We start from the raw sequence: 20,855 nt of genomic DNA on the forward strand, positions 1-20,855 counted from the left end.
GTCTCAGCCGGCCGGCGCGAAGGCGTCCCGGTGGTCCTCGGCCCACTCCCGGTACGTCCCCGCCGGCCGCCCCAGCACCTCCGGCACGTCCTCGGTGACGACGTCGTTGCCGCCCTCGTGGATGAACCGGGCGGTGATCATGAGGCCGTCCGCATAGGTCTCGCTCAGGCCGGCCGCGAGCAGCTGCTCACGGCGTTCCTCCGGTGAGAGGTCGTGGAGCGGCACCGGGCGGCCGAGGACCTCGCCGAGGACGGCGGCCTGCTCGTGGGCGCTGAGCGTCTCGGGACCGGTCAGGGTGTACGTGCGCCCCGCATGCCCCGGGTCGAGCAGCGCGGCCACCGCGATCTCGGCCACATCCCGCGGGTCCACCACACCCTGTCTGCCGTCGCCCATCATGTTCGGCGCGGACGTGCCCTCGCGGACCGCCGTGACCCAGCTCAGGGTGTTGGAGGCGAAGGCGGACGGACGCAGGACCGTCCACTCCAGGCCGCTCGCCCGCACGGCCTTTTCGCCGGGCAGATGCCAGGTCCCGAACACGCCGAGGCGGGGGTCGCCGGTGCCGATCGCGGAGAGCTTCACGATCCGCCGTACGCCCGCGGCCCGCGCCGCCTCGACCAGACCTCGGTCGTGCTCGGCGTCGTCCGGCCCGAACACGCCCACCAGGTAGGCGGCTTCCACGCCCGCCATCGCGGCCTCGACCGAAGCCCGGTCGCGGTGGTGCCCCGGCACGGCCTCCACTCCGGACGGCACCCGCGCCTGCGCCGGCTCCCGGCTCAGGGCACGGACCTTCTCACCGCGCGCCGCAAGCTCTCGTACGACTTCACTGCCGATGGTGCCCGTGGCACCCGTCACGAGGATCATGTCGTCAACGGTGGGCGGGCGAGGGCCCGGAACTCTTGGAAATTCCGGCACGGTTCGGCGGCCCGGGCGGCCGTGCGGCGCGCTTACCGTGGAGAGGTGACGTACGCCGTGTCCCGTGAGGTCCTGCCCACGCCCGAGGTGCTGCGCCCGTGGATCGCGGGCATCGGGTCCCTGTGGGTCGGTGACGTGCCGTCGGAGCCCTTCGTCCATCTCCCGGAGGCCGCCACCAAAGTCGTCGTCCGCACCGGGGAACACGGCGTCCGCAGCGCCCTGGTCGTCGGCCCGCGCGCCCGCGCCTCCTACCACCGGGGCAAACGGCGAGCATCCTGCCTGGAGCTGCGGCTCGCGCCCGGCACCGTCCGCCCACTGCTCGGCATTCCGGCCGTCGACCTCGTCGGCCGTGCGGTGCAACTGGCAGAGCTTCCGGCCCCGTCCGCCCGCCAACTGGCCGACGCGCTACGGCGGTTGGAGTCCGAGAAGGCCCTCGCCCATCTCACGGACATGCTCCCCGAGCTGCTCGCGGCCGCCGCGGACCCTTCACGCACCGAGCTGGTGCGCGCGGGCGTCAACGCCATGTCGGTCCGCACCGGCCGTGCGCCCGCCCAGGTCGTCGACGTGGCCCGCCAACTCGCCGTCAGCGAGCGGCAGTTGCGCAACCTGTTCGCCGAGGGCGTCGGCCTCTCCCCCAAGCACTACGCCCGCATCAACCGCGTCCGCACGGTGCTGGACCACGCCGCGACCCGTCCCTGGGCCGAACTGGCCGCGGCCACCGGGTACTACGACCAGTCCCACATGACGACCGACTTCCGCACCCTGATGGGCGTACCGCCCCGCTCGTACTTCACGGGCCGCCTGCCGCAGGCAACGCCCTGCCAGGCGATCCGCCGGAGCTGAAATATCGTCCACCGGGAGCAATTCTCGGATGCGGGCCACCCCGCCCACCTGCGATGCTCCACCCTCATGGCCGAAAGAACACGACGCATCAAACCCAGCCGCTACATCTCCGTCGACATCGAGGCCGACGGTCCCATCCCCGGGCCGTACTCGATGCTGAGCCTCGGTGCCGCGGTCGCCGGGACGCAGGACGTCGACGGTTTCACCGCCGCCGATCCCGAGCAGCAGACCTTCTACCGTGAACTGCGGCCGATCAGCGAGGAGTTCGTGCCGGAGGCGCTCGCGGTCAGCGGGCTCGACCGGGAGCGGCTGAGGGCCGAGGGTGCCGAACCGGCCGTCGCACTCGCCGAGTTCACCGACTGGGTGCGGGAGGTCGGCGCCGGCGCGCAGCCCGTGATGTGCGGTTACCCGGCCTCGTACGACTGGACGTTCCTGTACTGGTACCTGATCCGCTTCACCGGCGTGAGCCCCTTCGGGCACTCGGGCTGTCTGGACATGAAGACGCTGTGCGCGACGAAGTCGGGGCTGCCGCTGCGGGCGGTCGCCAAGGGCACCATGCCGCGGCATCTGCTGTCGAACCGCCGGCACACCCACCACGCGCTCGACGACGCGATCGAGCAGGCCGAGCTGCTCGCCAACCTCATGAACTGGCCGGGGCCTCACGCGTCGGCACCGGTACCTGATTGAAGGCGTAGTACAGGGCGATCAGGCCGTGGGCGGCCAGGGTGAGTGGTGCGGAGACGAAGGCGAGGCCCACCGTGACCGGGTAGGCCAGGGAGCCCAGCGCGAAGCGCGCGCGGGTGGCTCTCGCCGCCGGGACGTCGACGCGGTCGTCGAAGAGGTGGCCGGTGCGGGTCAGGTGCCACCACAGGGCCTGGAAGGTGAGCGCCATGACGACCATGACCAGGCTGTAGACCGCGGCCGCCACATGCGAGGCCGCGTCCTCGCGCAGGTACTCGGCGAGCATCGCGGTCGGCCAGGGCACCGCGGCCACCACCATCAGGACGAGCAGGTTCAGGAACATCAGCGTGCGGTCGATCCGGGCGACGTAGCTGAACACCTGATGGTGGTTGATCCACATGATGCCGATGACCAGGAAGCTCACCACATAGGCCGCGTACGAGGGCCATTGTGCGCCCAGCGCGTGCCACAGGCCGCCGTGTTCGCCCACCTCGGGGACCTTGATCTCCAGGATGAGCAGGGTGATGGCGATGGCGAACACACCGTCGCTGAAGGCCTCGACACGGCCCGACTCGTTCATGACGTACTCCCCCGTTGGCTCACACCGTGACGCACCGGTCGACTCACAGTGACTTCCTACTGCCGCCCCACGGCTTTCCCAAGTTGGCGCGCCAGTCTCGACTGCCCTTCACAGCGCCCGCATTGGAGATGACGTGCCGATCCTGCACAGAAAAGCCGCCCGCCGCACCCTGCTTGCCGCATTCGGCACCGCGTTGCTGACGACCAGGCCCGGGCCGTCGGCGCAGGCGGCGGACGCCGCCGGGCTCGCCGACCCGGACAAGAAGGAGCTCGCGATGCAGTTGGTCAGCAGCGCGGAGAACTCCTCCCTGGACTGGAAGGCGCAGTACAGGTACATCGAGGACATCGGCGACGGACGCGGCTACACCGCCGGGATCGTCGGTTTCTGTTCCGGTACGGGCGACATGCTGGCGCTCGTCGAGCTGTACACGGAGCGGGACGCGGACAACCCGCTGGCCGCCTGTCTGCCCGCGCTGCGGGCGGTCGACGGAACCGACAGCCACGAGGGGCTGGACCCCGGTTTCCCCGCGGCCTGGCGGCAGGCGGCGAAGACGTCCGCGTTCCGCAGGGCACAGCGCGACGAGCGGGACCGTGTCTACTTCGATCCGGCCGTCGAGCGCGCCGAGAGGGACGGTCTCGGCACGCTCGGCCAGTTCGTGTACTACGACGCGATGGTCATGCACGGGCCCGGCACGGACGCCGTGAGCTTCGGCGGGATCCGCAAGCGGGCGCTGAAGCACGCGGACACCCCGGCCGACGGCGGCGACGAGACGACGTATCTGAGCGCCTTCCTCGACGCCCGGGTGCGGGCGATGAAGCAGGAGACCGCCCACAGCGACGTCAGCCGGGTCGAGACGGCCCAGCGGGTGTTCCTCGCCGCGGGCAATCTCGACCTCGACACTCCGCTCAAGTGGAAGGTGTACGGGGACAGTTACGAGATCGGCTGAGCGGGGACCGCCTCCATGGGGTGGGTGACGTCCTGTGCGTCCCTGCCCCTGCCGAGGTGGTTGAAGACCAGGTTCAGCGCCACCGCCGCCACGCAGCCCGTCGAGATGCCGGAGTCCAGGACGATCCTCACCGTCTCGGGGAAGGCGTGGTAGAAGTCCGGCGCGGTGATCGGGATGATGCCGACGGCGAGCGACACGGCGACGATCAGGACGTTGTTGTCCTTGTCCAGGCCCGCCTTGACCAGGGTCTGGATGCCGCTGGCCGCGACCGAGCCGAACAGGACGACGCCCGCGCCGCCGAGCACCGGGCGCGGTACGACGGCGATGAGGGAGGCGGCCATCGGGCACAGGCCCATCAGGACCAGGAAGCCGCCGCCGGTGGCGACGACGTAGCGGCTGCGGATGCGTGTCATGGCGACCAGGCCGATGTTCTGGGCGAAGGCGCTGCACATGAAGCCGTTGAAGAGGGGGCTGAGGGCCGAGCCGAGGGTGTCGGCGCGCAGGCCGGCCGCGATGGTCTTCTCGTCCGCGGGGCGTTCGACGATCTCGCCCAACGCCAGCATGTCCGCGGTGGATTCGGTCATCGAGACCACCATCACCACGCAGAGGGAGAGGATCGCGGCGAGCTGGAACTGTGGTGCGCCGAAGTGGAACGGCGTCGGGAAGCCGATGACGTCCGCGTCCGCCACCGGGCCGAAGTCCGTGACGCCGAACGGGATCGCGACCAGCGTGCCGGCGACCAGGCCCAGCAGCACGGCGATCTGCTTGACGAAGCCGCGGGTGAAGCGGCGAAGTACGAGCACGATCAGGAGAGTTGCGGCCGCGAGGCCGAGGTTGGTCGTGGAACCGTAGTCGTCCGCCGCCGGGTTGGGGCCCTGCGCCCAGCCGAAGGCGACCGGCAGCAGCGAGACGCCGATGAGCGTGATGACCGTACCGGTGACGACCGGTGGGAAGAAGCGGACCGCCTTGCTGAAGAAGGGGGCGGCCAGGAAGCCGAGCACGCCCGCGACGATGACCGCGCCGAAGATGATCGGCAGGGCGTCGTGCTTGTCCTTGGTGGAGGCGACGACGGCGGTCATGGGGGCGACGCCCGCGAAGGTGACGCCGTTGACGAAGGGCAGTCGGGCGCCGATCTTCCAGATACCGATGGTCTGGAGGAAGGTGGCGAGGCCGGCGGTGAACAGGCAGGCGCCGGTGAGGAAGGTCAGGTCGGTGGCGGAGAGGCCGATGGCCGCGCCGACGATCAGGGGTGGGGCGACGACTCCCGCGTACATGGCGGCCACGTGCTGGAGGCCGGTGGTGGCCATTTTGAGTGCGGGGAGTTTTTCGTCGACGGGGTGGGCGGTCACGGCGGTTCCTCCGGGTCAGCTAACACGTCGGCTCTGACGTGGGTTTCTTGGAGGTGGTGCGCGGTCGTGCGGGACCGGGGGACGGAGCCCCACAAAAAGGGCTTCGGAGACCGTTCCGGGGCGCACGCGTCGGGCGCACGCCCCGGAGACGGCCGCCATGGACCCCGCTCGGGTCCACGGCCACCGGTCGAGGGCCGTCCCCCTCGACCGGAGATCTTCAATTGCCGTACGTCACAAGGGAGTACGGTGCTCAGCCCTGCGCGGCGATCCGCGCGAGCCGCTGGGCCTCGTCCCGCGTGGAGCGGGCGATGGCGTCCTCGTCGACGTGCAGCAGGCGGCCCGCCTCGACGATCTGGCGGCCGTTGACGAAGGAGGCGGTGACCGGGGCGGCCGCGCCGAAGACCAGTGCGGTGACCGGGTCGGCGATGGAGGCGTGGGCGAGGGTGTCCAGCTTCCACAGCACCAGGTCGGCGAGCTTGCCGGGCTCCAGGGAGCCGATCTCGCGTGCGCGGCCCAGGACTTGGGCGCCGCCGTAGGTGCCGAGGCGCAGCGCCTGGCGGGCGTTGAGGGCGGCCTCGCGGTGGGCGCCGAGGCGGTTGATGAGCAGGGCGTTGCGCAGTTCGGTGTGCAGCTCGCCGGACTCGTTGGAGGCGGTGCCGTCGACGCCGAGGCCGACCGGGACGCCGGCCGCCAGCATGTCGGGGACGCGGGCGATGCCGGCCGCGAGACGGGCGTTGGACGAGGGGCAGTGGGCCACGCCCGTCTTCGTACGGGCGAAGGCGGCGATGTCGGAGTCGTTCATGTGGACGCAGTGCGCCATCCACACGTCCTCGCCGAGCCAGCCGGTGGACTCGAAGTAGTCGGTCGGGCCCATGCCGAACAGTTCCTTGCAGAACTGCTCCTCCTCGACGGTCTCCGAGCCGTGGGTGTGCAGGCGGACCCCGAGGCGGCGGGCCAACTCGGCGCCCTCCCGCAGGAGTTCGGTGGAGACGGAGAAGGGCGAGCAGGGCGCGACGGCCACCTGGGTCATCGCGTCGAAGGAGGCGTCGTGGTGTTCCTTGACGGTCGCCTCGGTCGCGGCGAGGGCGCCCTCGAGGGTCTCGACGGCGAAGTCCGGGGGCAGTCCGCCGTCCTTCTCGCTGCGGTCCATGGAGCCGCGGGCGAGGGTGAAGCGGACGCCCATCTCGCGGGCGGCGCGGATGATCGCGCCGGACAGGTCGCCGGAGTCCTTCGGGAAGACGTAGTGGTGGTCCATGGCGGTGGTGACGCCGCCGCGGGCCATCATGCCCAGCGAGCCCTGGGCGGCCGAGTAGCACATCTGCTCGTCGATGCGCGCCCACGTCGGGTACAGCGCGACGAGCCAGTTGAACAGGTTGTGGTCCGTGGCCAGACCCCGGGTGATCCACTGGTAGAAGTGGTGGTGGGTGTTGACCAGGCCGGGGGTCACCAGGTGGCCGGAGGCGTCGATGCGGCGTACGACGTTCTCCAGGCCGTCGGGGGCCTTGCCCGCGCCGAGCGACTCGATGCGGTTGCCGGCGATGACGACGTAACCGCTCGCGTACTCGGTGTCGTCGGCGTCGACCGTCGCGATCGAACAGTTCTCGATGACGATGCGCTGGGCTGCTGCCATGATTCGTCCTTTTCGCTCAATGGACTTTGTGGTGAGGGCACGGCAGGACCCTGGGGAATTTGAGTGCCGCGGCCGGCGAGGAGGCCCGCCGGCCGCGGGTGCCGAGAAGGAACTGCTACAGGTTCGTCAGGTCCACGGGGATCCTCGGCTCGCAGCCGTCCCGCAGGATGGTCGCCTCGATCAGGCCGTACGGGCGGTCGGCGGCGAAGTACACCTCGTTGTCGTTCTTCAGCCCGAAGGGCTCCAGGTCGACGAGGAAGTGGTGCTTGTTCGGCAGCGAGAAGCGGACCTCGTCGATCTCGCTGCGGTTGTTGATGATGCGCGAACCCATTTGGTACAGGGTCTGCTGGAGCGAGAGGGAGTACGTCTCGGCGAAGGCCTGGAGCATGTGCTTCTTCGTCTGCTCGTAGGACTTCTCCCAGTTGGGCATCCGCTGCTCGTCGTCGGTCCAGTTGAACCGCCAGCGGGCCGAGACCTGGGTGGCCAGGATGCGGTCGTACGCCTCCTGGAGCGTCGTGTACTTGTCCTTGACGTAGCCCCAGAACTCGGAGTTGGTCGAGTTCATCACGACGAGGTCCTTGAGACCGGAGACGACCTCCCACGACGAACCGTCGTAGGTGATCTGCGTGAGCCGCGTCTCCTGGCCCTTGCGCACGAACGAGTGCTTGACCTCGTCCGCGCCGATGAACTGGGAGTTGGCGTCGGACGCCGCGATCCGCTCCCAGGCGTACTCCTCGATGCGGATCCGGGCGGTCCTGATCGGCTCCTGCGAGGTCACGAAGTGGCGCGCCAGGTGGATGCCGAACTGCTCGGCCGACTCGATGCCGTGCTCCTTGGCGAACGCGTACACCGTGTTCTTGGTGGTGTCGGTCGGCAGCACATTGGCGTTGGAGCCGGAGTAGTGGACCTCGTCCATGTCGCCGCTCAGCGCCACGGATACGTTCAGGTCCTTGATGTGGTGGGTGGCGCCGTCCCGCGTGATCTTTACGACTCGGTTCTCGGCCTTGCCGTACTGGTTCTGTCCCAGGATCGTGGGCATGTGTCTGCTAGCTCCCTCGGTAAACGGAGTAGCCGAACGGGTTGAGCAGCAGCGGTACGTGGTAGTGCTCGCCGGGCTTGACGGCGAAGGTGATCGCTACCTCTGGAAAGAACGCATCGCTGTCCCGATTCGCGGGGGCGTCCTGCTGCGCATCGGCTTGCTTCTTCTCGAAGTACGGCTCCACCGCGAAGTCGAGCCGTACGTGTGTGGTCCCCTCCGGCAGGGCCGGCAGGTCCTTGCACCGCCCGTCCGCGTCGGTCGCGGAACCGCCGAGCGCCTGCCATGCGGCGTCGCGACCACTGCGGGCCGCGAGCTGGATGGCGACGCCCTCGGCGGGGCGGCCGAGGCTGGTGTCCAGGATGTGCGTGGACACCGATGCGGTGGTGCTCGTACTCATGATCGGGGTTCCTCTTCAGTCGTCTTCGACGAGTCGGGCCAGCCGGATGCGGTTGATCTTGCCCAGCTCGGTGCGGACGATCTCCAGCTCCTGCTCCGGCGAGTTCCCGATCCGCTCCTTGACCGCGTCGCGCATCTGCTCGCCGGTCCGGCCGGTGGCGCAGATCAGGAAGACATGGCCGAACCTGTCCTGGTACGCCAGGTTCAGTTCGAGCATCTCCGCCTTGAGCTCCTCGGAGGCGCCGGCCATGCCGCGCTGCTCCCGCGCCGAGGTCGGATCGCCCGGCTTGGGGCGGCCGATCGGCGGGTGCCCGGCCATCGCCTCCGCCAGGTCCTCGGCGCTCAGCTCGGCCATGGCGGCATCGCTGGTCGCGTAGAGGTCGTCCACGGAGGCGTACGGGCGGGCGGCGAGCAGCCGCCTCGCCCAGGCCGTGGCGGCGCACGCCTCGTGGAGGGCGGCGAAGGCCGCGTGCTCCTCCAGAACGTTGAACCGGGCCAGGCCCGGGGGCGTGGAAGTCGAAGTCACGGGTGCCTCCGTGGCCGCGAAGGGCCTTCGTGCTGAACGGGCTGCCGTTAGCTAACGCCTCGACGCAACGCCACGTCAACACTTTGTTGAAAATTCGGGGTAACAAACCCGGAGGCGCTCAGCTGTCCTTCTCACGGTTCAGATAGTTGTAGACCGTGAACCGGCTGACGCCGAGCGCACCCGCCACGGTCTCCACGCCGTGCCGTACGGAGAAGGCGCCGCGCGCCTCGAGTATCCGTACGACCTCCTGCTTGGACTTGCGGTCCAGCTCGGCCAGGGGCTTGCCCTGCTTGCGCTCCATGGCGGCCAGGATGTGGTCGAGGGAGTCCGCGAGCTGAGGCAGACGTACGGCGACCGCGTCGACGCCCTCCCAGGAGAGCACGACGTCGTCGGGGCCGGCCTCGTCGGGCGGGAGCATCTCGCCGCCCATGGCGTCGACCAGCGGCTTCACGGCCGTGATGAAGGGCTCGTCGCCGGTGCCGGTCACTCCTGGCCCTCCCCGATCACGTTGACCTGCAGCGAGATCCGGGTGGCACCGGCCTCGAGGCTCTTGCGCAGCAGGGCGTCCACGGCGGTGAGCACGGCGTCGGCCCCGCCCTCCGCCGTGTTGCCGAACGGGCCGACGTCCACCGCGTCCAGCTCGGCCGCCTCGACGACCTCGCGGGCGACCAGCGCGTGCGCGGGTGCCTCGTCGAGATCGAAGGGCTCGGTCGTGAACTCCACTCTCAATCGCACGCGCTCAACCTAACGCCCTGTACGCATTTTCGGGCGGCCCTGTGGATTACGGCTTCGCCTCCCGGTCAGGCACGGCCTCGCGGTCACGGCTGCGCCTGCCGCCCCTTGCGCAAGAAGGTCTGCAGCCGCCGCTCCGGCCACGTGTTGATCACGTCGTCCCCGGTGAGCCAGCCGCGCTGGGCCGTGCCGATGCCGTAGCGCATGTTGGCCAGGTGGGGGACGGCGTGGGCGTCGCTGTTCACGGCGAACCGCACGCCGTGGCGCCGGGCCCGCAGGATGTCCTCGTCGCGCAGGTCGAGACGGTCCGGGTGGGCGTTGATCTCCAGGGCGGTGCCGGTGCGGGCGCAGGCGGCGAAGACCGCGTCCAGGTCGGCGTCGATGCCGGGGCGCTTGCCGATGATGCGGGTGGTGGGGTGGCCGATGACGTTGACGTACGGGTTCTCGCAGGCCCGCACGATGCGCCGGGTCAGCGCCTTGCGGTCCTGGTTGAAGTGCGAGTGCACCGAGGCCACGCACAGGTCGAAGCCGGCGAGGAACTCCTCCGGCCAGTCCACCTCGCCGTCGGGGCCGATGTTCAGCTCGGTCCCGTGCAGCAGCCGCAGGCCGCCGCGTCTGCCGCGGGTGGCGTAGGTGCCGTCGAGCTCGCGTACGCGCTCGCGCTGGGCGAGCATCCGCTCGTCGGTCATGCGCTGCATGGCCATGTCCGGTGCGTGGTCGGTGATCGCGTAGTAGGCGTAGCCGCGCGCGGCGGCCGCCTCGGCCATCTCCTCCAGCGTGGCGAGCCCGTCGGTGAGGTCGGTGTGGGTGTGCAGATCGCCCCGGAGGTCGGCCTCGGTCACCAGGTCGGGCAGCTCGTCGCGCAGCCCGGCCTCGATCTCCCCGCGGTCCTCGCGCAGGGTCGGCGGGATCCAGGGCAGGCCGAGGCGGGCGTACACCTCCTCCTCGGTCTCGGAGACGATCTTCTCGCCGCTCTCGACGTCGAAGAGCCCGTACTCGGAGAGCTTGAGCTTGTGGTGCACCGCCCGCTCGCGGGTGCGGATGTTGTGCGCCTTGGAGCCGGTGAAGTACTGCAGGGCCGCGCCCCAGGAGTCCGGCGGTACGACGCGCAGGTCGACGTTGAGGCCCTTGCTGGTGCGTACGGAGGTCTTCTTCTCGCCCTGTCCGATGACCTCGGTGACGTACGGCAGCTCGGTGAACGCCTGCATGACCGGCGCCGACTTCCTCGCCGCGGCGAGGATGTCGATGTCACCGATCGTCTCGCGGACCCGGCGCAGCGACCCGGCGTACGCGCACCGCAGGCAGCCCTGCACCGCGGACAGCGCAGCCACGATGTCGTCGGCGAGGTCCATGGCGACGTCGAGCTGGACGCGGCCGCCGGAGGACTGCAGGAGTTCGATGCCGTGGAGGATGTTCTCCTCGGTCTTCGGCCCGAAGCCCTTCAGGTCGCGCAGCCGTTCCTCGTGGATGGCGTCGGCGAGTTCGTCGACGGAGGAGATGCCCAGCTCCTCGTACACGGTCAGGGCCTTCTTCGGGCCGAGCGTGGGGATGGCCGTGAGACGTCGAACCCCGGCGGGGATCTTCGCGCGCAGCTCCTCGACGGCGGAGACGCTGCCGTGGTCGAAGTACTCGAGGACCTTCTGGGCGATCGACTTCCCGACGTTCGGAATCTGCTGAAGGCCCTTGAGATCGAGCGTGGAGACGTCGGCGTGGTGGCCACCGACCGACCGGGCAGCCTTCTCGTAGACGCGTGCCTTGAACGCGTCTCCTCCGGTGATCGAGATCAGGTCCGCGTACTCCTGCAGCAACGCGGCGACCTCGTCGTTGGACCGGGCCACGTCTTCAGAGTAGGGCCTGGCCGGCGGATCAGGTCGGCCGCGAGGAACCGAGCCTCTCAGCCGCCCCGAGCGGGGTCTGGGACGTGCAGCTGCAACGCGAGGAGGGAGTCGACGCGGAGCGCCGGCGACCGACGACAACGCCGCTGGGGGTCCCCCACGCCTTCAAGGCAGTGGGGGAGCGCGTGCCAGGGGCCGCGACGCCGAGCTGATCCGCCGGGCAGGCCCTGAGCACAGCGACGGACGTGCCGCCCGTCCCCGTAGAGCAGTCGAGAGCAGTTCACCGCTCATAGGGAGGGGATCGGGACGTGGCAGGGCAGAGGGTCAGACGGGTCAGGGGTACGGCGGTCGCGGCGGCGGCGATGGCGGCGCTGACGGCGTCGCAGGCGCCGGGGGCGACCGAGGCGCGGGCCGCCGGGCCGGCTCGGGAGACCGCGGAGCACGGGCCGAGCGTGTCCGGTGACACTCCGTACCGCACGGATCTTCCACCGCTGGCCCGGGTTCGAAAGGGACACAAGGCCTCGCCGAGTGGCGGCCCGGTTCCGGCCACCGTCTTCGCCGCCTACCGGCACGCCGAGGCCGAGCTCGCCCGGACCGCGCCCGGCTGCGGGCTGCGCTGGCAGCTGCTGGCCGCGATCGGCCAGGTGGAGTCGGGGCAGGCGGGCGGTGGGCGGGTGACCTCGGACGGTACGACGGTGACGCCGATCCTGGGCCCGCGGCTGGACGGCGGTGCCTTCGCCGTCGTACGGGACACGGACGGTGGTGCGTACGACGGGGACGCGGTGTACGACCGGGCGGTGGGGCCGATGCAGTTCATCCCGTCGACGTGGGCGCGGTGGGGCGCGGACGGGAACGGCGACGGGCGGTCCGACCCCGACAACGTCTTCGACGCGGCGCTCGCGGCGGGGCGGTATCTGTGCGCGGCCGGGCGGGACCTGTCCGAGGGCGCCGGGCTGGACCGGGCGATCCTCGGCTACAACCACTCGGCGGCGTATCTGCGGACGGTACGGGCCTGGTACGCGTACTTCCTGGAGGGGCATCGGGTGGTGCCGGACGGTTCGACGGGTACGGCGGATCCGGCGGTACGGTCCTCGGCGCGCCCCGAGCCCGCGCGGCCGAAGTCGACCTCGAAGCCGAAACCGTCTCCGCGCCCGAGCACCACCCCTTCCCCGGCCCCGACGCCGTCCGTTCCTGCCTCGCCGACCCCCTCCAACTCCCGCCCGGCGAGCGGGAGTACGGCGGAACCGGTCGCCCCCGTGCCCACCCCGAGCATCGATCTCCCCGTCGGTGACGTGCTCCCCAGCACCGGCCTCTGACCAGTAACGGCGCGGACTCGATGGCCTCCTCCCCCTCCACAACCGCGGCTACCCGGCGGTAATGTCGCCACCCGCCGGACCGGGACACCGGCGAGTGAGCGCGAAGGGGCCCTCATGGCGACGGAGATGCCTGCGGATATGGAAGCTGCCGACGAGCGTTGGCGGCGCATGTGGAGCCACCGCGAGCAGTTGCTCAAGGTGGCTCGGCGCAGGTCGATGAGCCAGGAGGACGCCGAGGACGCCGTGCACGAGGCGATGCTGCGTGCGGCGGAGCGGCCGGATCTGGACGAGGAGCGGCTCGGTGCGTGGCTGACGACGGTGACGATGCGGCTGTGCGTCGACCGGTACCGGCAGGTCAACCGTGAGGCCGAGGTCCGCGTCAGCCCGACGCTGATCGCGCCCGGTCCGGTGCCGGTGGAGGAGGCGGTGTGCGACCGGGCGGAGGCGAAGTGGCTGGCGGTGCGCAGCGGTGAGCTGCCCGCCCGGCAGGCGGAGGCGCTGTGGCTGAAGTCGGAGGACCTGGACGTCGGCCAGGTCGCCGTGAAGATGGGACTCAGCTACCGCACCGTCGAGTCGCTGCTGGCCCGGGCCCGTCGAACCCTGCGCAACTCCCTGGCCGCGACCCTCGGCTTCGTGCTGTTCCTGCTCGGCCGCGGGCGCCTCAAGGCCGGCGGCAAGGCACAGGCCGTGGCGGTCGCGTCGACGGCGGCGACGCTGGCGGTGGCGGGGTTCGTGCTGCCGTACGCACTGGACGGGGGCGGTGGCACTACGACGGCTCCGCATCCGTCCGTGACTCCTGGCGCGGGGGCCCTGCGGACCGACAGCACCGGCACGAGCCGGGCCCGGCAGTCACCGGCCCCCTCGGCCACGTCGACCAATCCCCCGGCGGCCGGGTCCCCCGGCGACGGAACGCCGGTGCTACCGCTGTCGGTCCCGCCTCTGCCGGAGGTTTCGGCGCCGACGGTCCCGAAGGTGCCGGGAGTACCCACCGTGCCCGAGGTGTCCGGCCTACCGGAGGTGACGGACCTCCCCGACCTGCCCACCGCGGCGGTCGAGTCCGCCGTCCCCACCCCCGCGGTACCGTCCGCCTCACTACCGACCCCCACCCTGAGCGCGCTCCCATCGGTCCCGTAACCCCACCAAACAGGGCGCAGGCCCGCCCGATTCCGCCCGCGAGCCACCGAACCGCCCCCGCAGCCCCGCCCGGATCAACACCACAAGCCCACCCGAACCGGCCCCGCTGCCACGCCGACCGCCCCTGAGGGCCCGCTCGAACCGGCCCCGCTGCCACGCCCAGCCGACCCTGCAGACCCGCTCGAACGGTCCCAGGGGCCCTGCCCGAGCCGACCCGTAGAGCCCCGCTCAGCCCCCACCCGACCGTCCCCGCAGGCTCGCCCGAACCGGTCCCGAACCCCTCCCGCATCAACCCCGCAGGCCACGCACAACGCTCCCGCAGACCCGCCCCAACCCCGCCCCGCGGCCCCGCCCGAACCGCCCCGCAGAGCCCTGCTCAGGCCCGGCCGAATTGATCCCACAGGCCCGCCCGAGCAATCCCGCAGGCGCCCGCCCGACATTCCCGCAGGCTCGCCCCAACCGGTCCCATAAACCCTCCCGCATCAACCGCACAGACCGCACGCACCGCTCCCGCAGACCCGCCCGCATCCACCGCACAGGCCGCACACACCGATCCCGCAGACCCTCCCGCTCCGCCCGCGGCCCCCGCCCGGACCACCCCGCAGAGCCCCCTCAGGCCCCGCCCGAGCAATCCCGCAGGCCCGCCCGAACCGGGGTCCCGTAAACCCCTCCCGCATCCACCGCTCAGGCCACACACATCGATCCCGCCGACCCACCCGCCCCGCCCCCGCGGCCCCCGCGGCCCCGCCCGAACCAACCCGCAGAGCCCCCCTCAGCACCCGCCCGAACCGATCCCACCGGCCCGCCCGAAAAAAATCTCCCTCTCGAGCGACGGACCCCCCCACCCTTCCCCGTAGAGCAGATGTCGGAGCAGCTCCACGGGCCGAGAGGTGGACCGGATGGGTGTCGAGATCTGTGTGGAAGGGCTGACCAAGTCCTTCGGTCACCAGGTCATCTGGCAGGACGTGTCGCTGACGCTGCCCGCCGGGGAGGTCTCCGTCATGCTCGGCCCCTCCGGCACGGGCAAGTCGGTGTTCCTCAAGACGCTCGTCGGGCTGCTGAAGCCGGACCGCGGCAGCGTGAGGATCGCTGGGCGGGACATCACGAAGCTTCGCGAGCACGAGCTGTACGAGGTGCGGAAGCTGTTCGGCGTGCTGTTCCAGGACGGCGCGCTGTTCGGCTCGATGAATCTGTACGACAACATCGCGTTCCCGCTGCGCGAGCACACCCGTAAGTCCGAGAGCGAGATCCGGCGCATCGTGCTGGAGAAGATGGACATGGTCGGGTTGATCGGGTCGGAGCCGAAACTCCCCGGGGAGATATCCGGCGGGATGCGGAAACGGGCCGGGCTCGCACGCGCCCTCGTCCTCGATCCCGAGATCATCCTCTTCGACGAGCCCGACTCCGGCCTCGACCCCGTCCGCGTCGCCTATCTCAACCAGCTCATCGTCGACCTCAACGCCCAGATCGACGCGACCTTCCTGATCGTCACCCACGACATCGCCTCCGCCCGCCAAGTCCCGGACAACATCGGCCTGTTGTTCCGGCGCGAGCTGGTCATGTTCGGGCCCCGGGAGGAGCTGCTGACCAGTGACGAACCGGTCGTGCGGCAGTTCCTGAACGGGCGGATGCAGGGCCCGATCGGCATGGCGGAGGAGAAGGACGCCGCCCAGGTCGAGCAGGAGCTGGCCCAACTGGGCAACGGCGCACAGACTCCCGGCAGCCAGGCTCTGACTCCCCGCCTGCTGCCGGGTCCAGGCATCCTCCGCCCGCCCCGCTGGGACGCGATCGCGGAGCGAGAAGCGGAGTTGCGGCGGCGGAAGGCGGTGGCGGACGTATGAGACTGTCACCGACCGGAGCGCTGCGGCAGTCCGGGAACCTGTTCGCGATGGCACTGGACGTCGTCCGGACGATGCCCCGACGGCCGTTCCAGGCAAGGGAGTTCATCCAGCAGGCGTGGTTCATCGCGAGCGTCACCATCCTGCCGACCGCCCTCGTCTCCATCCCCTTCGGCGCCGTCATCGCGCTGCAGATCGGCAGTCTCACGCGACAGCTCGGGGCCCAGTCCTTCTCGGGCGCCGCCTCGGTCCTCGCCGTACTGCGCGAGGCCTCGCCGATCGTCACCGCACTGCTCATCGCGGGCGCCGGTGGCACGGCGATCTGCGCGGACCTCGGGGCGCGGAAGATCCGCGAGGAGATCGACGCGATGCAGGTCCTGGGCATCGATCCGGTCCACCGGCTGGTCGTGCCGCGGGTGCTGGCGTCGATGGTGGTCGCCGTGCTGCTCAACGGCCTGGTGTCCGTGGTCGGCGTCGCCGGCGGCTACTTCTTCAACGTCGTTCTGCAGAACGGCACTCCGGGCGCCTACCTCGCCTCCTTCACCACTCTCGCCCAGCTCTCGGACCTGTGGGCGGCCGAGATCAAGGCACTCGTCTTCGGGGCGATCGCGGCGATCGTCGCCTCGTACAAGGGACTTACCGCGAAGGGCGGCCCGAAGGGTGTGGGAGACGCCGTGAACCAGTCTGTGGTGATCACCTTCATGTTGCTGTTCGTGACGAACTTCGTGATGACCGCGGTGTACTTCCAAGTCGTCCCGCAGAGGGGCTGAGGCATGGCGCTGTTCAACAGTCTTGAGGCGCTGGGGCGCCAACTCTCCTTCTACGGCCGCTCGTTGGCCTGGACGGGCCGCACCCTGCGGCGCTACAAGAAGGAGATCCTGCGGCTGCTCGCCGAGGTGAGCTTCGGCCGCGGCGCCCTCGCCGTCGTGGGCGGCACGGTCGGCGTCATCGCCTTCCTGTCCTTCTTCACCGGCACGGAGGTCGGCCTCCAGGGATACGCCGCGCTCAACCAGCTCGGCACGTCCAACTTCGTGGCGTTCCTGTCGGCGTACTTCAACACCCGCGAGATCGCACCCCTGGTGGCCGGACTCGCGCTCTCCGCGACCGTCGGCGCGGGCTTCACCGCCCAGCTCGGCGCGATGCGGATCAGCGAGGAGACGGACGCCCTGGAGGTCATGGGCGTGCCCTCGCTGCCGTTCCTGGTGACCACGCGGATGATCGCCGGCTTCGTCGCCGTGATCCCGCTGTACGTCATCGGGCTGCTGTCCTCGTACCTCGCCGCCCGCACCATCACCACCGGCTACTACGGCCAGTCGGCGGGCACCTACGACCACTACTTCTCCCAGTACCTGCCGCCGGTCGACGTCCTGTGGTCCTTCGGCAAGGTGCTGGTCTTCGCCGTCCTGATCATCCTCGTGCACTGCTTCTACGGCTACTACGCGAGCGGCGGCCCGGCGGGCGTCGGCGTCGCGGTGGGCCGCGCGGTGCGGACCTCGATCGTGGCGATCAACGTCCTCGACTTCTTCCTGTCGCTCGCGATCTGGGGCGCCAACACGACCGTACGGATTGCGGGGTGAACCGTATGAGGGCGCTGAGACTGCGGCTGTACGGCGTGGTGTTCCTCGCCGTGCTCGCCCTGTTGCTGTCGCTGTCCGTCGCCGTGTACCGGCAGGCGTTCACCCCGGTCGTGCGCATCAAGCTGGAGGCCGACAGCCTCGGCAACCAGCTCGACCCGCGCGCCGACGTCAAGCTGCGCGGCCTGCTGGTCGGCGAGGTGCGCTCGGTGCACGCCGACGGGACCAAGGCGACGCTCGACATCGCGCTCAAGCCCCGGTACGTCGCCGACATCCCCTCCGACGTGCGGGCCCGCCTGCTGCCGAAGACGCTGTTCGGCGAGAAGTACGTCGACCTGGTCGCGCCCGTGCACACCTCGGCCCGGTCCATCCGCGCCGGCGACGTCATCACCCAGGACCGCACCCGCGTCGGCATCGAGGTGCAGCAGCTGATGAACGACCTGCTGCCGCTGCTGCGGACCGTGCAGCCCGGCAAGCTCAACGCCACCCTCTCCGCCTTCGCCACCGCCCTGGAGGGCCGCGGCGACCGGATCGGCGACAACCTCACGCGCGTGGAGGCCTATCTGCACCGCCTCAATCCCCATCTGCCGTCCCTCACCGAGGACTTCGCCCGGCTGGCCGACGTCGCGAAGGTGTACGGCGATGCGGCCCCCGACCTGATGGACATCCTGCGCAACACCGTCACCACCAGCCGCACCCTGGTCGAGGAGCGGTCCCGGCTGACCGAAGCCCTCGCCACGACGGCGACCGTCGCGGACACCGCCGACGGCTTCCTCGACGCGAACGGCGACCGGCTCATCACCCTCGGCCGGGTTTCCCGCCCCACCCTGGAGCTCTTCGCCCGCTACTCCCCCGAGTACCCGTGCCTCCTGGCCGGCCTGGTCCACGAGGAGCAGGCCTCCGACCAGGCCTTCCGGGGCGGCAAGATGCACATCACCCTCGAAGTCGTACGGCAGCAGGGCGCGTACGAGCCCGGCGAGGAGCCGCAATACGGCGAGCGCTCGGGGCCGAACTGCCGTGATCTGCCGAGCCCTTCGGTCCCCGCACCCGGCGTACATCTCAACGACGGGTCGAAGAAGGGGAGTTCCTCAGGACCGCTCGGCGTCTCCGCCACCCGGGCCGAGCAGCGGGCCGTCGGCTCGCTGGTGTCGCCGGTGATGGGCGTGCCCGCCGACGAGGTGCCGCCGGTCGCGACGCTGCTGTTCGGGCCGATGGCGCGCGGGACGGCGGTGAGCGTCGCATGAGGACCACCCCGGCCCGGCAGACCGCGGCTCCCCTGATCAAGTTCGGCGTCTTCGCGCTGGTGACCATCGCGGCGACGGCCCTGCTCGCCGCCACCATCGTCAACGTCTCCTTCACACCGGAGCGCACGTACCGTGCCGTCTTCAGCGATGTCACCGGCCTGGAGAAGGGCGACGACATCCGGGTCGCCGGGGTGCGGGTCGGCGAGGTCGAGGGGATCCGGATCAAGGACCGGACGCTGGCGGAGATCACCTTCACCGTCGGCGCGGACCGGCCGCTGCTCACCAGCACCCATGCGGTCATCCGCTACCGCAACCTGGTCGGACAGCGGTACGTCGCCCTCACCGAGGGCGTGGGCGACGGCACCCGGCTGAGGCCCGGCGCCACCATCCCGCTGCAGCGCACACAGCCCGCGCTGGACCTCAACGCCCTGCTGAACGGCTTCAAGCCGCTGTTCGCCGCGCTCAGCCCGCAGGACGTCAACCAGCTCGCCACCGAGATCGTCAAGACGCTGCAGGGCGAGGGCGGCACCGTCAACAGCCTGCTGGTGCACACCGCTTCGCTCACCACGACGCTCGCCGACCGCGACAAGCTGATCGGCTCGGTGATCGACAACCTCAACACCGTGCTGGGGACGCTCGACAAGCGCGGCACCCGCTTCTCCGGTCTGCTCAAGCAGCTGCGGCGGGTGATCTCCGGACTGTCCGCCGACCGCAAGCCGATCGGCGAGTCGCTGGTGAACATCGGCGACCTGACGGACGCCACCTCGGGGCTGCTGACGGACGCGCGGCCGCCGCTGAAGGACGACATCGCCCGACTGACCGATCTCACCGGGACGTTGAACGACAACGAGAAGACCGTGGAGGGCGTGCTGAAGCGGCTGCCGAACAAGCTCAACGCACTGACGGGGACCGCGTCCTACGGCTCCTGGTTCAACTTCTACCTCTGCGACTTCGACGGCCGGATCGTGCTGCCGAAGACGAAGCAGGTGCTGAGCCCCGACATGCACGTGGCGAGGGCGAGGTGCGGATCGTGACGCGCAAGCAGCGCCCGGAGCCCCTGATGAAGGTGCGCATCGACCCGCCGAAGCTGCCGACCGTACGGTTCCCTCGGCGGGCGCCCCGCCCCGGCGGGCCGCAACCCCTGATGAAGGTCCGCATCGACCCGCCGAAGCTGCCCAGGCCACGGCTTCCTCGGCGGGCACCGCGCCCCGGCAAGCCGCAGCCAGGGCCTCGGCCGATGATGAAGGTCCGCATCGAGCCGCCCCGAATAAGGCTCCCGCGGATCCGCCGCCCCCGCCTGATCCCCTTCCGCGACCGCAACCCGGTCGTCATCGGCGCCGTGGGCCTCACCCTCCTCGCCCTTCTGACGGTGGCCGCGTTCAACGCCGACAGCCTCCCCTTCATCGGCGACGGAAAGACGTACAGCGCGGCCTTCTCGGAGGCCGGCGGGCTCAAGCCCGGGGACGAGGTGCGGATCGCCGGGGTGAAGGTCGGCAAGGTCGAGGACGTCGATCTGGACGGCGACCACGTCAAGGTCACCTTCAAGGTCAAGGGCGATCCGGCCTTCGGCACCGAGACCGGTGCGTCGATCCGGGTGAAGACGATCCTCGGCGCGAAGTATCTGGCGCTCCAGCCCAAGGGGACGGGCCGGTTGAAGCCGGGCAGCGAGATCCCGCTGCGGCGCACGGTGGCGGCGTACGACGTCGTGCAGGCCTTCAGCGACCTCACCACCACCTCGGAGAAGGTCGACACCGAGCGGCTGGCGAAGGCCCTGGACACCATCTCCACCACCTTCCAGGACTCGCCCGCCGAGGTGCGCGCGTCCATCAAGGGCCTGTCGCGGATCTCCCGCACGGTGGCCTCGCGCGACAAGGCCCTCGGCGAGCTCCTCGACCACGCCAACGGCACCACCGGCGTACTCGCCGACCGCTCCGAGGACTTCACCGCCCTCGTCAAGGACGGCAACAGTCTGTTCAAGGAGATCAGCAAGCGCCGTACGGCGATCCACAAGCTCCTGAAGACCTCCGCCACGCTCGGCATCGAGCTCTCCGGCCTGGTCGACGACAACGACAAGGAGATCGGGCCCGCGCTCAAGGGCCTGAACCGTGTGGTGCAGATGCTCGAACGCAACCAGTCCAGTCTCGACCGCAGCGTGAAGCTGCTCGCGCCGTACGTCCGGGTCTTCACCAACACCCTCGGAAACGGCCGCTGGTTCGACTCCTACGTCCAGAACCTCGTCGCCGCTCCGGTGGTCCCGAAGACGGGAGGCGGACAGTGAGG

Annotated in this window: 21 protein-coding genes; 11 read left to right on the forward strand and 10 right to left on the reverse strand. The window is 70.4% G+C overall.

Annotation, left to right across the window (positions count from 1 at the left end; genetic code table 11):
• Positions 1-3 precede the first annotated feature (3 nt).
• Positions 4-861 (reverse strand): SDR family oxidoreductase, encoded by an 858-nt coding sequence (locus tag ABZ880_RS19320; protein ID WP_361264006.1) that lies wholly within the window; start codon positions 859-861, stop codon positions 4-6.
• 96 nt (positions 862-957) lie between these two features.
• On the opposite strand from ABZ880_RS19320, the gene ABZ880_RS19325 reads away from it, so the two are divergent.
• A complete protein-coding gene (locus ABZ880_RS19325; RefSeq protein WP_361264009.1) occupies positions 958-1,755 on the forward strand; it encodes a helix-turn-helix domain-containing protein in 798 nt (265 codons plus the stop codon).
• 66 nt (positions 1,756-1,821) lie between these two features.
• Complete coding sequence (locus ABZ880_RS19330) at positions 1,822-2,442, forward strand: 3'-5' exoribonuclease (protein WP_361264012.1); 621 nt, start codon at positions 1,822-1,824, stop codon at positions 2,440-2,442.
• Here the strand turns inward: ABZ880_RS19330 and ABZ880_RS19335 are convergent.
• Entirely contained in the window at positions 2,396-3,016 is a 621-nt protein-coding gene (locus ABZ880_RS19335; RefSeq protein WP_361264015.1) for a TMEM175 family protein, read from the reverse strand. The genes ABZ880_RS19330 and ABZ880_RS19335 overlap by 47 nt on opposite strands.
• Positions 3,017-3,149: 133 nt before the next feature.
• Here ABZ880_RS19335 and ABZ880_RS19340 point away from each other — a divergent pair, with 133 nt between their 5' ends.
• On the forward strand, positions 3,150-3,962 hold the full coding sequence (locus ABZ880_RS19340) for a chitosanase (protein WP_361264018.1): 813 nt from the start codon (positions 3,150-3,152) through the stop codon (positions 3,960-3,962).
• Here the strand turns inward: ABZ880_RS19340 and ABZ880_RS19345 are convergent.
• The 8 genes from ABZ880_RS19345 to polX form a co-directional block, all read right to left on the reverse strand.
• A complete protein-coding gene (locus ABZ880_RS19345) occupies positions 3,947-5,311 on the reverse strand; it encodes a nucleobase:cation symporter-2 family protein (protein ID WP_361264021.1) in 1,365 nt (454 codons plus the stop codon). The two genes, ABZ880_RS19340 and ABZ880_RS19345, sit on opposite strands and share 16 nt — an antisense overlap.
• 250 nt (positions 5,312-5,561) lie before the next feature.
• Positions 5,562-6,941, reverse strand: coding sequence for an 8-oxoguanine deaminase (locus tag ABZ880_RS19350; protein ID WP_361264024.1), 1,380 nt, complete (start codon positions 6,939-6,941; stop codon positions 5,562-5,564).
• 115 nt (positions 6,942-7,056) lie between these two features.
• Entirely contained in the window at positions 7,057-7,980 is a 924-nt protein-coding gene (pucL, locus tag ABZ880_RS19355; protein ID WP_361264027.1) for a factor-independent urate hydroxylase, read from the reverse strand.
• A gap of 7 nt (positions 7,981-7,987) precedes the next feature.
• Entirely contained in the window at positions 7,988-8,377 is a 390-nt protein-coding gene (gene uraH, locus ABZ880_RS19360) for a hydroxyisourate hydrolase (RefSeq protein ID WP_361264030.1), read from the reverse strand.
• Between the two features lie 15 nt (positions 8,378-8,392).
• Positions 8,393-8,902 (reverse strand): 2-oxo-4-hydroxy-4-carboxy-5-ureidoimidazoline decarboxylase, encoded by a 510-nt coding sequence (gene uraD, locus ABZ880_RS19365; RefSeq protein WP_361264033.1) that lies wholly within the window; start codon positions 8,900-8,902, stop codon positions 8,393-8,395.
• Between the two features lie 118 nt (positions 8,903-9,020).
• Positions 9,021-9,389, reverse strand: a complete 369-nt coding sequence (locus ABZ880_RS19370) for a helix-turn-helix domain-containing protein (RefSeq protein WP_361264036.1) — start codon at positions 9,387-9,389, stop codon at positions 9,021-9,023.
• Positions 9,386-9,637, reverse strand: a complete 252-nt coding sequence (locus tag ABZ880_RS19375) for a hypothetical protein (protein WP_361264039.1) — start codon at positions 9,635-9,637, stop codon at positions 9,386-9,388. Before ABZ880_RS19375 ends, ABZ880_RS19370 begins: the two co-directional genes overlap by 4 nt.
• Positions 9,638-9,720: 83 nt before the next feature.
• Positions 9,721-11,472 carry a DNA polymerase/3'-5' exonuclease PolX gene (polX, locus tag ABZ880_RS19380; protein WP_361264042.1) on the reverse strand — a complete coding sequence of 584 codons (1,752 nt, stop codon included), beginning with the start codon at positions 11,470-11,472 and terminating at the stop codon, positions 9,721-9,723.
• 305 nt (positions 11,473-11,777) lie between these two features.
• On the opposite strand from polX, the gene ABZ880_RS19385 reads away from it, so the two are divergent.
• The 8 genes from ABZ880_RS19385 to ABZ880_RS19420 all read left to right on the forward strand — a co-directional run bounded on the left by ABZ880_RS19385 (position 11,778) and on the right by ABZ880_RS19420 (position 20,853).
• The gene (locus ABZ880_RS19385; protein WP_361264045.1) at positions 11,778-12,785 is read left to right on the forward strand and encodes a lytic murein transglycosylase; all 1,008 of its coding nucleotides are present in this window, start codon (positions 11,778-11,780) and stop codon (positions 12,783-12,785) included.
• Between the two features lie 138 nt (positions 12,786-12,923).
• Positions 12,924-13,919, forward strand: coding sequence for a sigma-70 family RNA polymerase sigma factor (locus ABZ880_RS19390; protein ID WP_361264048.1), 996 nt, complete (start codon positions 12,924-12,926; stop codon positions 13,917-13,919).
• 899 nt (positions 13,920-14,818) lie between these two features.
• The gene (locus ABZ880_RS19395) at positions 14,819-15,760 is read left to right on the forward strand and encodes an ABC transporter ATP-binding protein (RefSeq protein ID WP_361264051.1); all 942 of its coding nucleotides are present in this window, start codon (positions 14,819-14,821) and stop codon (positions 15,758-15,760) included.
• Positions 15,757-16,527 carry an ABC transporter permease gene (locus ABZ880_RS19400; protein WP_361264054.1) on the forward strand — a complete coding sequence of 257 codons (771 nt, stop codon included), beginning with the start codon at positions 15,757-15,759 and terminating at the stop codon, positions 16,525-16,527. Before ABZ880_RS19395 ends, ABZ880_RS19400 begins: the two co-directional genes overlap by 4 nt.
• A 3-nt stretch (positions 16,528-16,530) precedes the next feature.
• Positions 16,531-17,334, forward strand: a complete 804-nt coding sequence (locus ABZ880_RS19405) for an ABC transporter permease (protein WP_361264057.1) — start codon at positions 16,531-16,533, stop codon at positions 17,332-17,334.
• A gap of 5 nt (positions 17,335-17,339) precedes the next feature.
• Entirely contained in the window at positions 17,340-18,575 is a 1,236-nt protein-coding gene (locus tag ABZ880_RS19410; RefSeq protein ID WP_361264060.1) for an MCE family protein, read from the forward strand.
• On the forward strand, positions 18,572-19,609 hold the full coding sequence (locus ABZ880_RS19415; protein ID WP_361264063.1) for an MlaD family protein: 1,038 nt from the start codon (positions 18,572-18,574) through the stop codon (positions 19,607-19,609). Before ABZ880_RS19410 ends, ABZ880_RS19415 begins: the two co-directional genes overlap by 4 nt.
• Before the next feature lie 263 nt (positions 19,610-19,872).
• Complete coding sequence (locus ABZ880_RS19420) at positions 19,873-20,853, forward strand: MCE family protein (RefSeq protein WP_361264293.1); 981 nt, start codon at positions 19,873-19,875, stop codon at positions 20,851-20,853.
• Positions 20,854-20,855 lie beyond the last annotated feature (2 nt).

This window comes from Streptomyces sp. NPDC047043 (assembly GCF_040644055.1).
GTDB lineage: Bacteria > Actinomycetota > Actinomycetes > Streptomycetales > Streptomycetaceae > Streptomyces.

Bases quoted from the DNA above. Each gene is read 5' to 3' on its own strand.
- ABZ880_RS19320 (WP_361264006.1), bottom strand. From the start codon at position 861: ATGATCCTCGTGACGGGTGCCACGGGCACCATCGGCAGTGAAGTCGTA.
- ABZ880_RS19330 (WP_361264012.1), top strand. From the start codon at position 1,822: ATGGCCGAAAGAACACGACGCATCAAACCCAGCCGCTACATCTCCGTC.
- ABZ880_RS19335 (WP_361264015.1), bottom strand. From the start codon at position 3,016: ATGAACGAGTCGGGCCGTGTCGAGGCCTTCAGCGACGGTGTGTTCGCC.
- ABZ880_RS19350 (WP_361264024.1), bottom strand. From the start codon at position 6,941: ATGGCAGCAGCCCAGCGCATCGTCATCGAGAACTGTTCGATCGCGACG.
- pucL (WP_361264027.1), bottom strand. From the start codon at position 7,980: ATGCCCACGATCCTGGGACAGAACCAGTACGGCAAGGCCGAGAACCGA.
- uraH (WP_361264030.1), bottom strand. From the start codon at position 8,377: ATGAGTACGAGCACCACCGCATCGGTGTCCACGCACATCCTGGACACC.
- ABZ880_RS19390 (WP_361264048.1), top strand. From the start codon at position 12,924: ATGGAAGCTGCCGACGAGCGTTGGCGGCGCATGTGGAGCCACCGCGAG.
- ABZ880_RS19395 (WP_361264051.1), top strand. From the start codon at position 14,819: ATGGGTGTCGAGATCTGTGTGGAAGGGCTGACCAAGTCCTTCGGTCAC.
- ABZ880_RS19400 (WP_361264054.1), top strand. From the start codon at position 15,757: ATGAGACTGTCACCGACCGGAGCGCTGCGGCAGTCCGGGAACCTGTTC.
- ABZ880_RS19405 (WP_361264057.1), top strand. From the start codon at position 16,531: ATGGCGCTGTTCAACAGTCTTGAGGCGCTGGGGCGCCAACTCTCCTTC.
- ABZ880_RS19410 (WP_361264060.1), top strand. From the start codon at position 17,340: ATGAGGGCGCTGAGACTGCGGCTGTACGGCGTGGTGTTCCTCGCCGTG.
- ABZ880_RS19415 (WP_361264063.1), top strand. From the start codon at position 18,572: ATGAGGACCACCCCGGCCCGGCAGACCGCGGCTCCCCTGATCAAGTTC.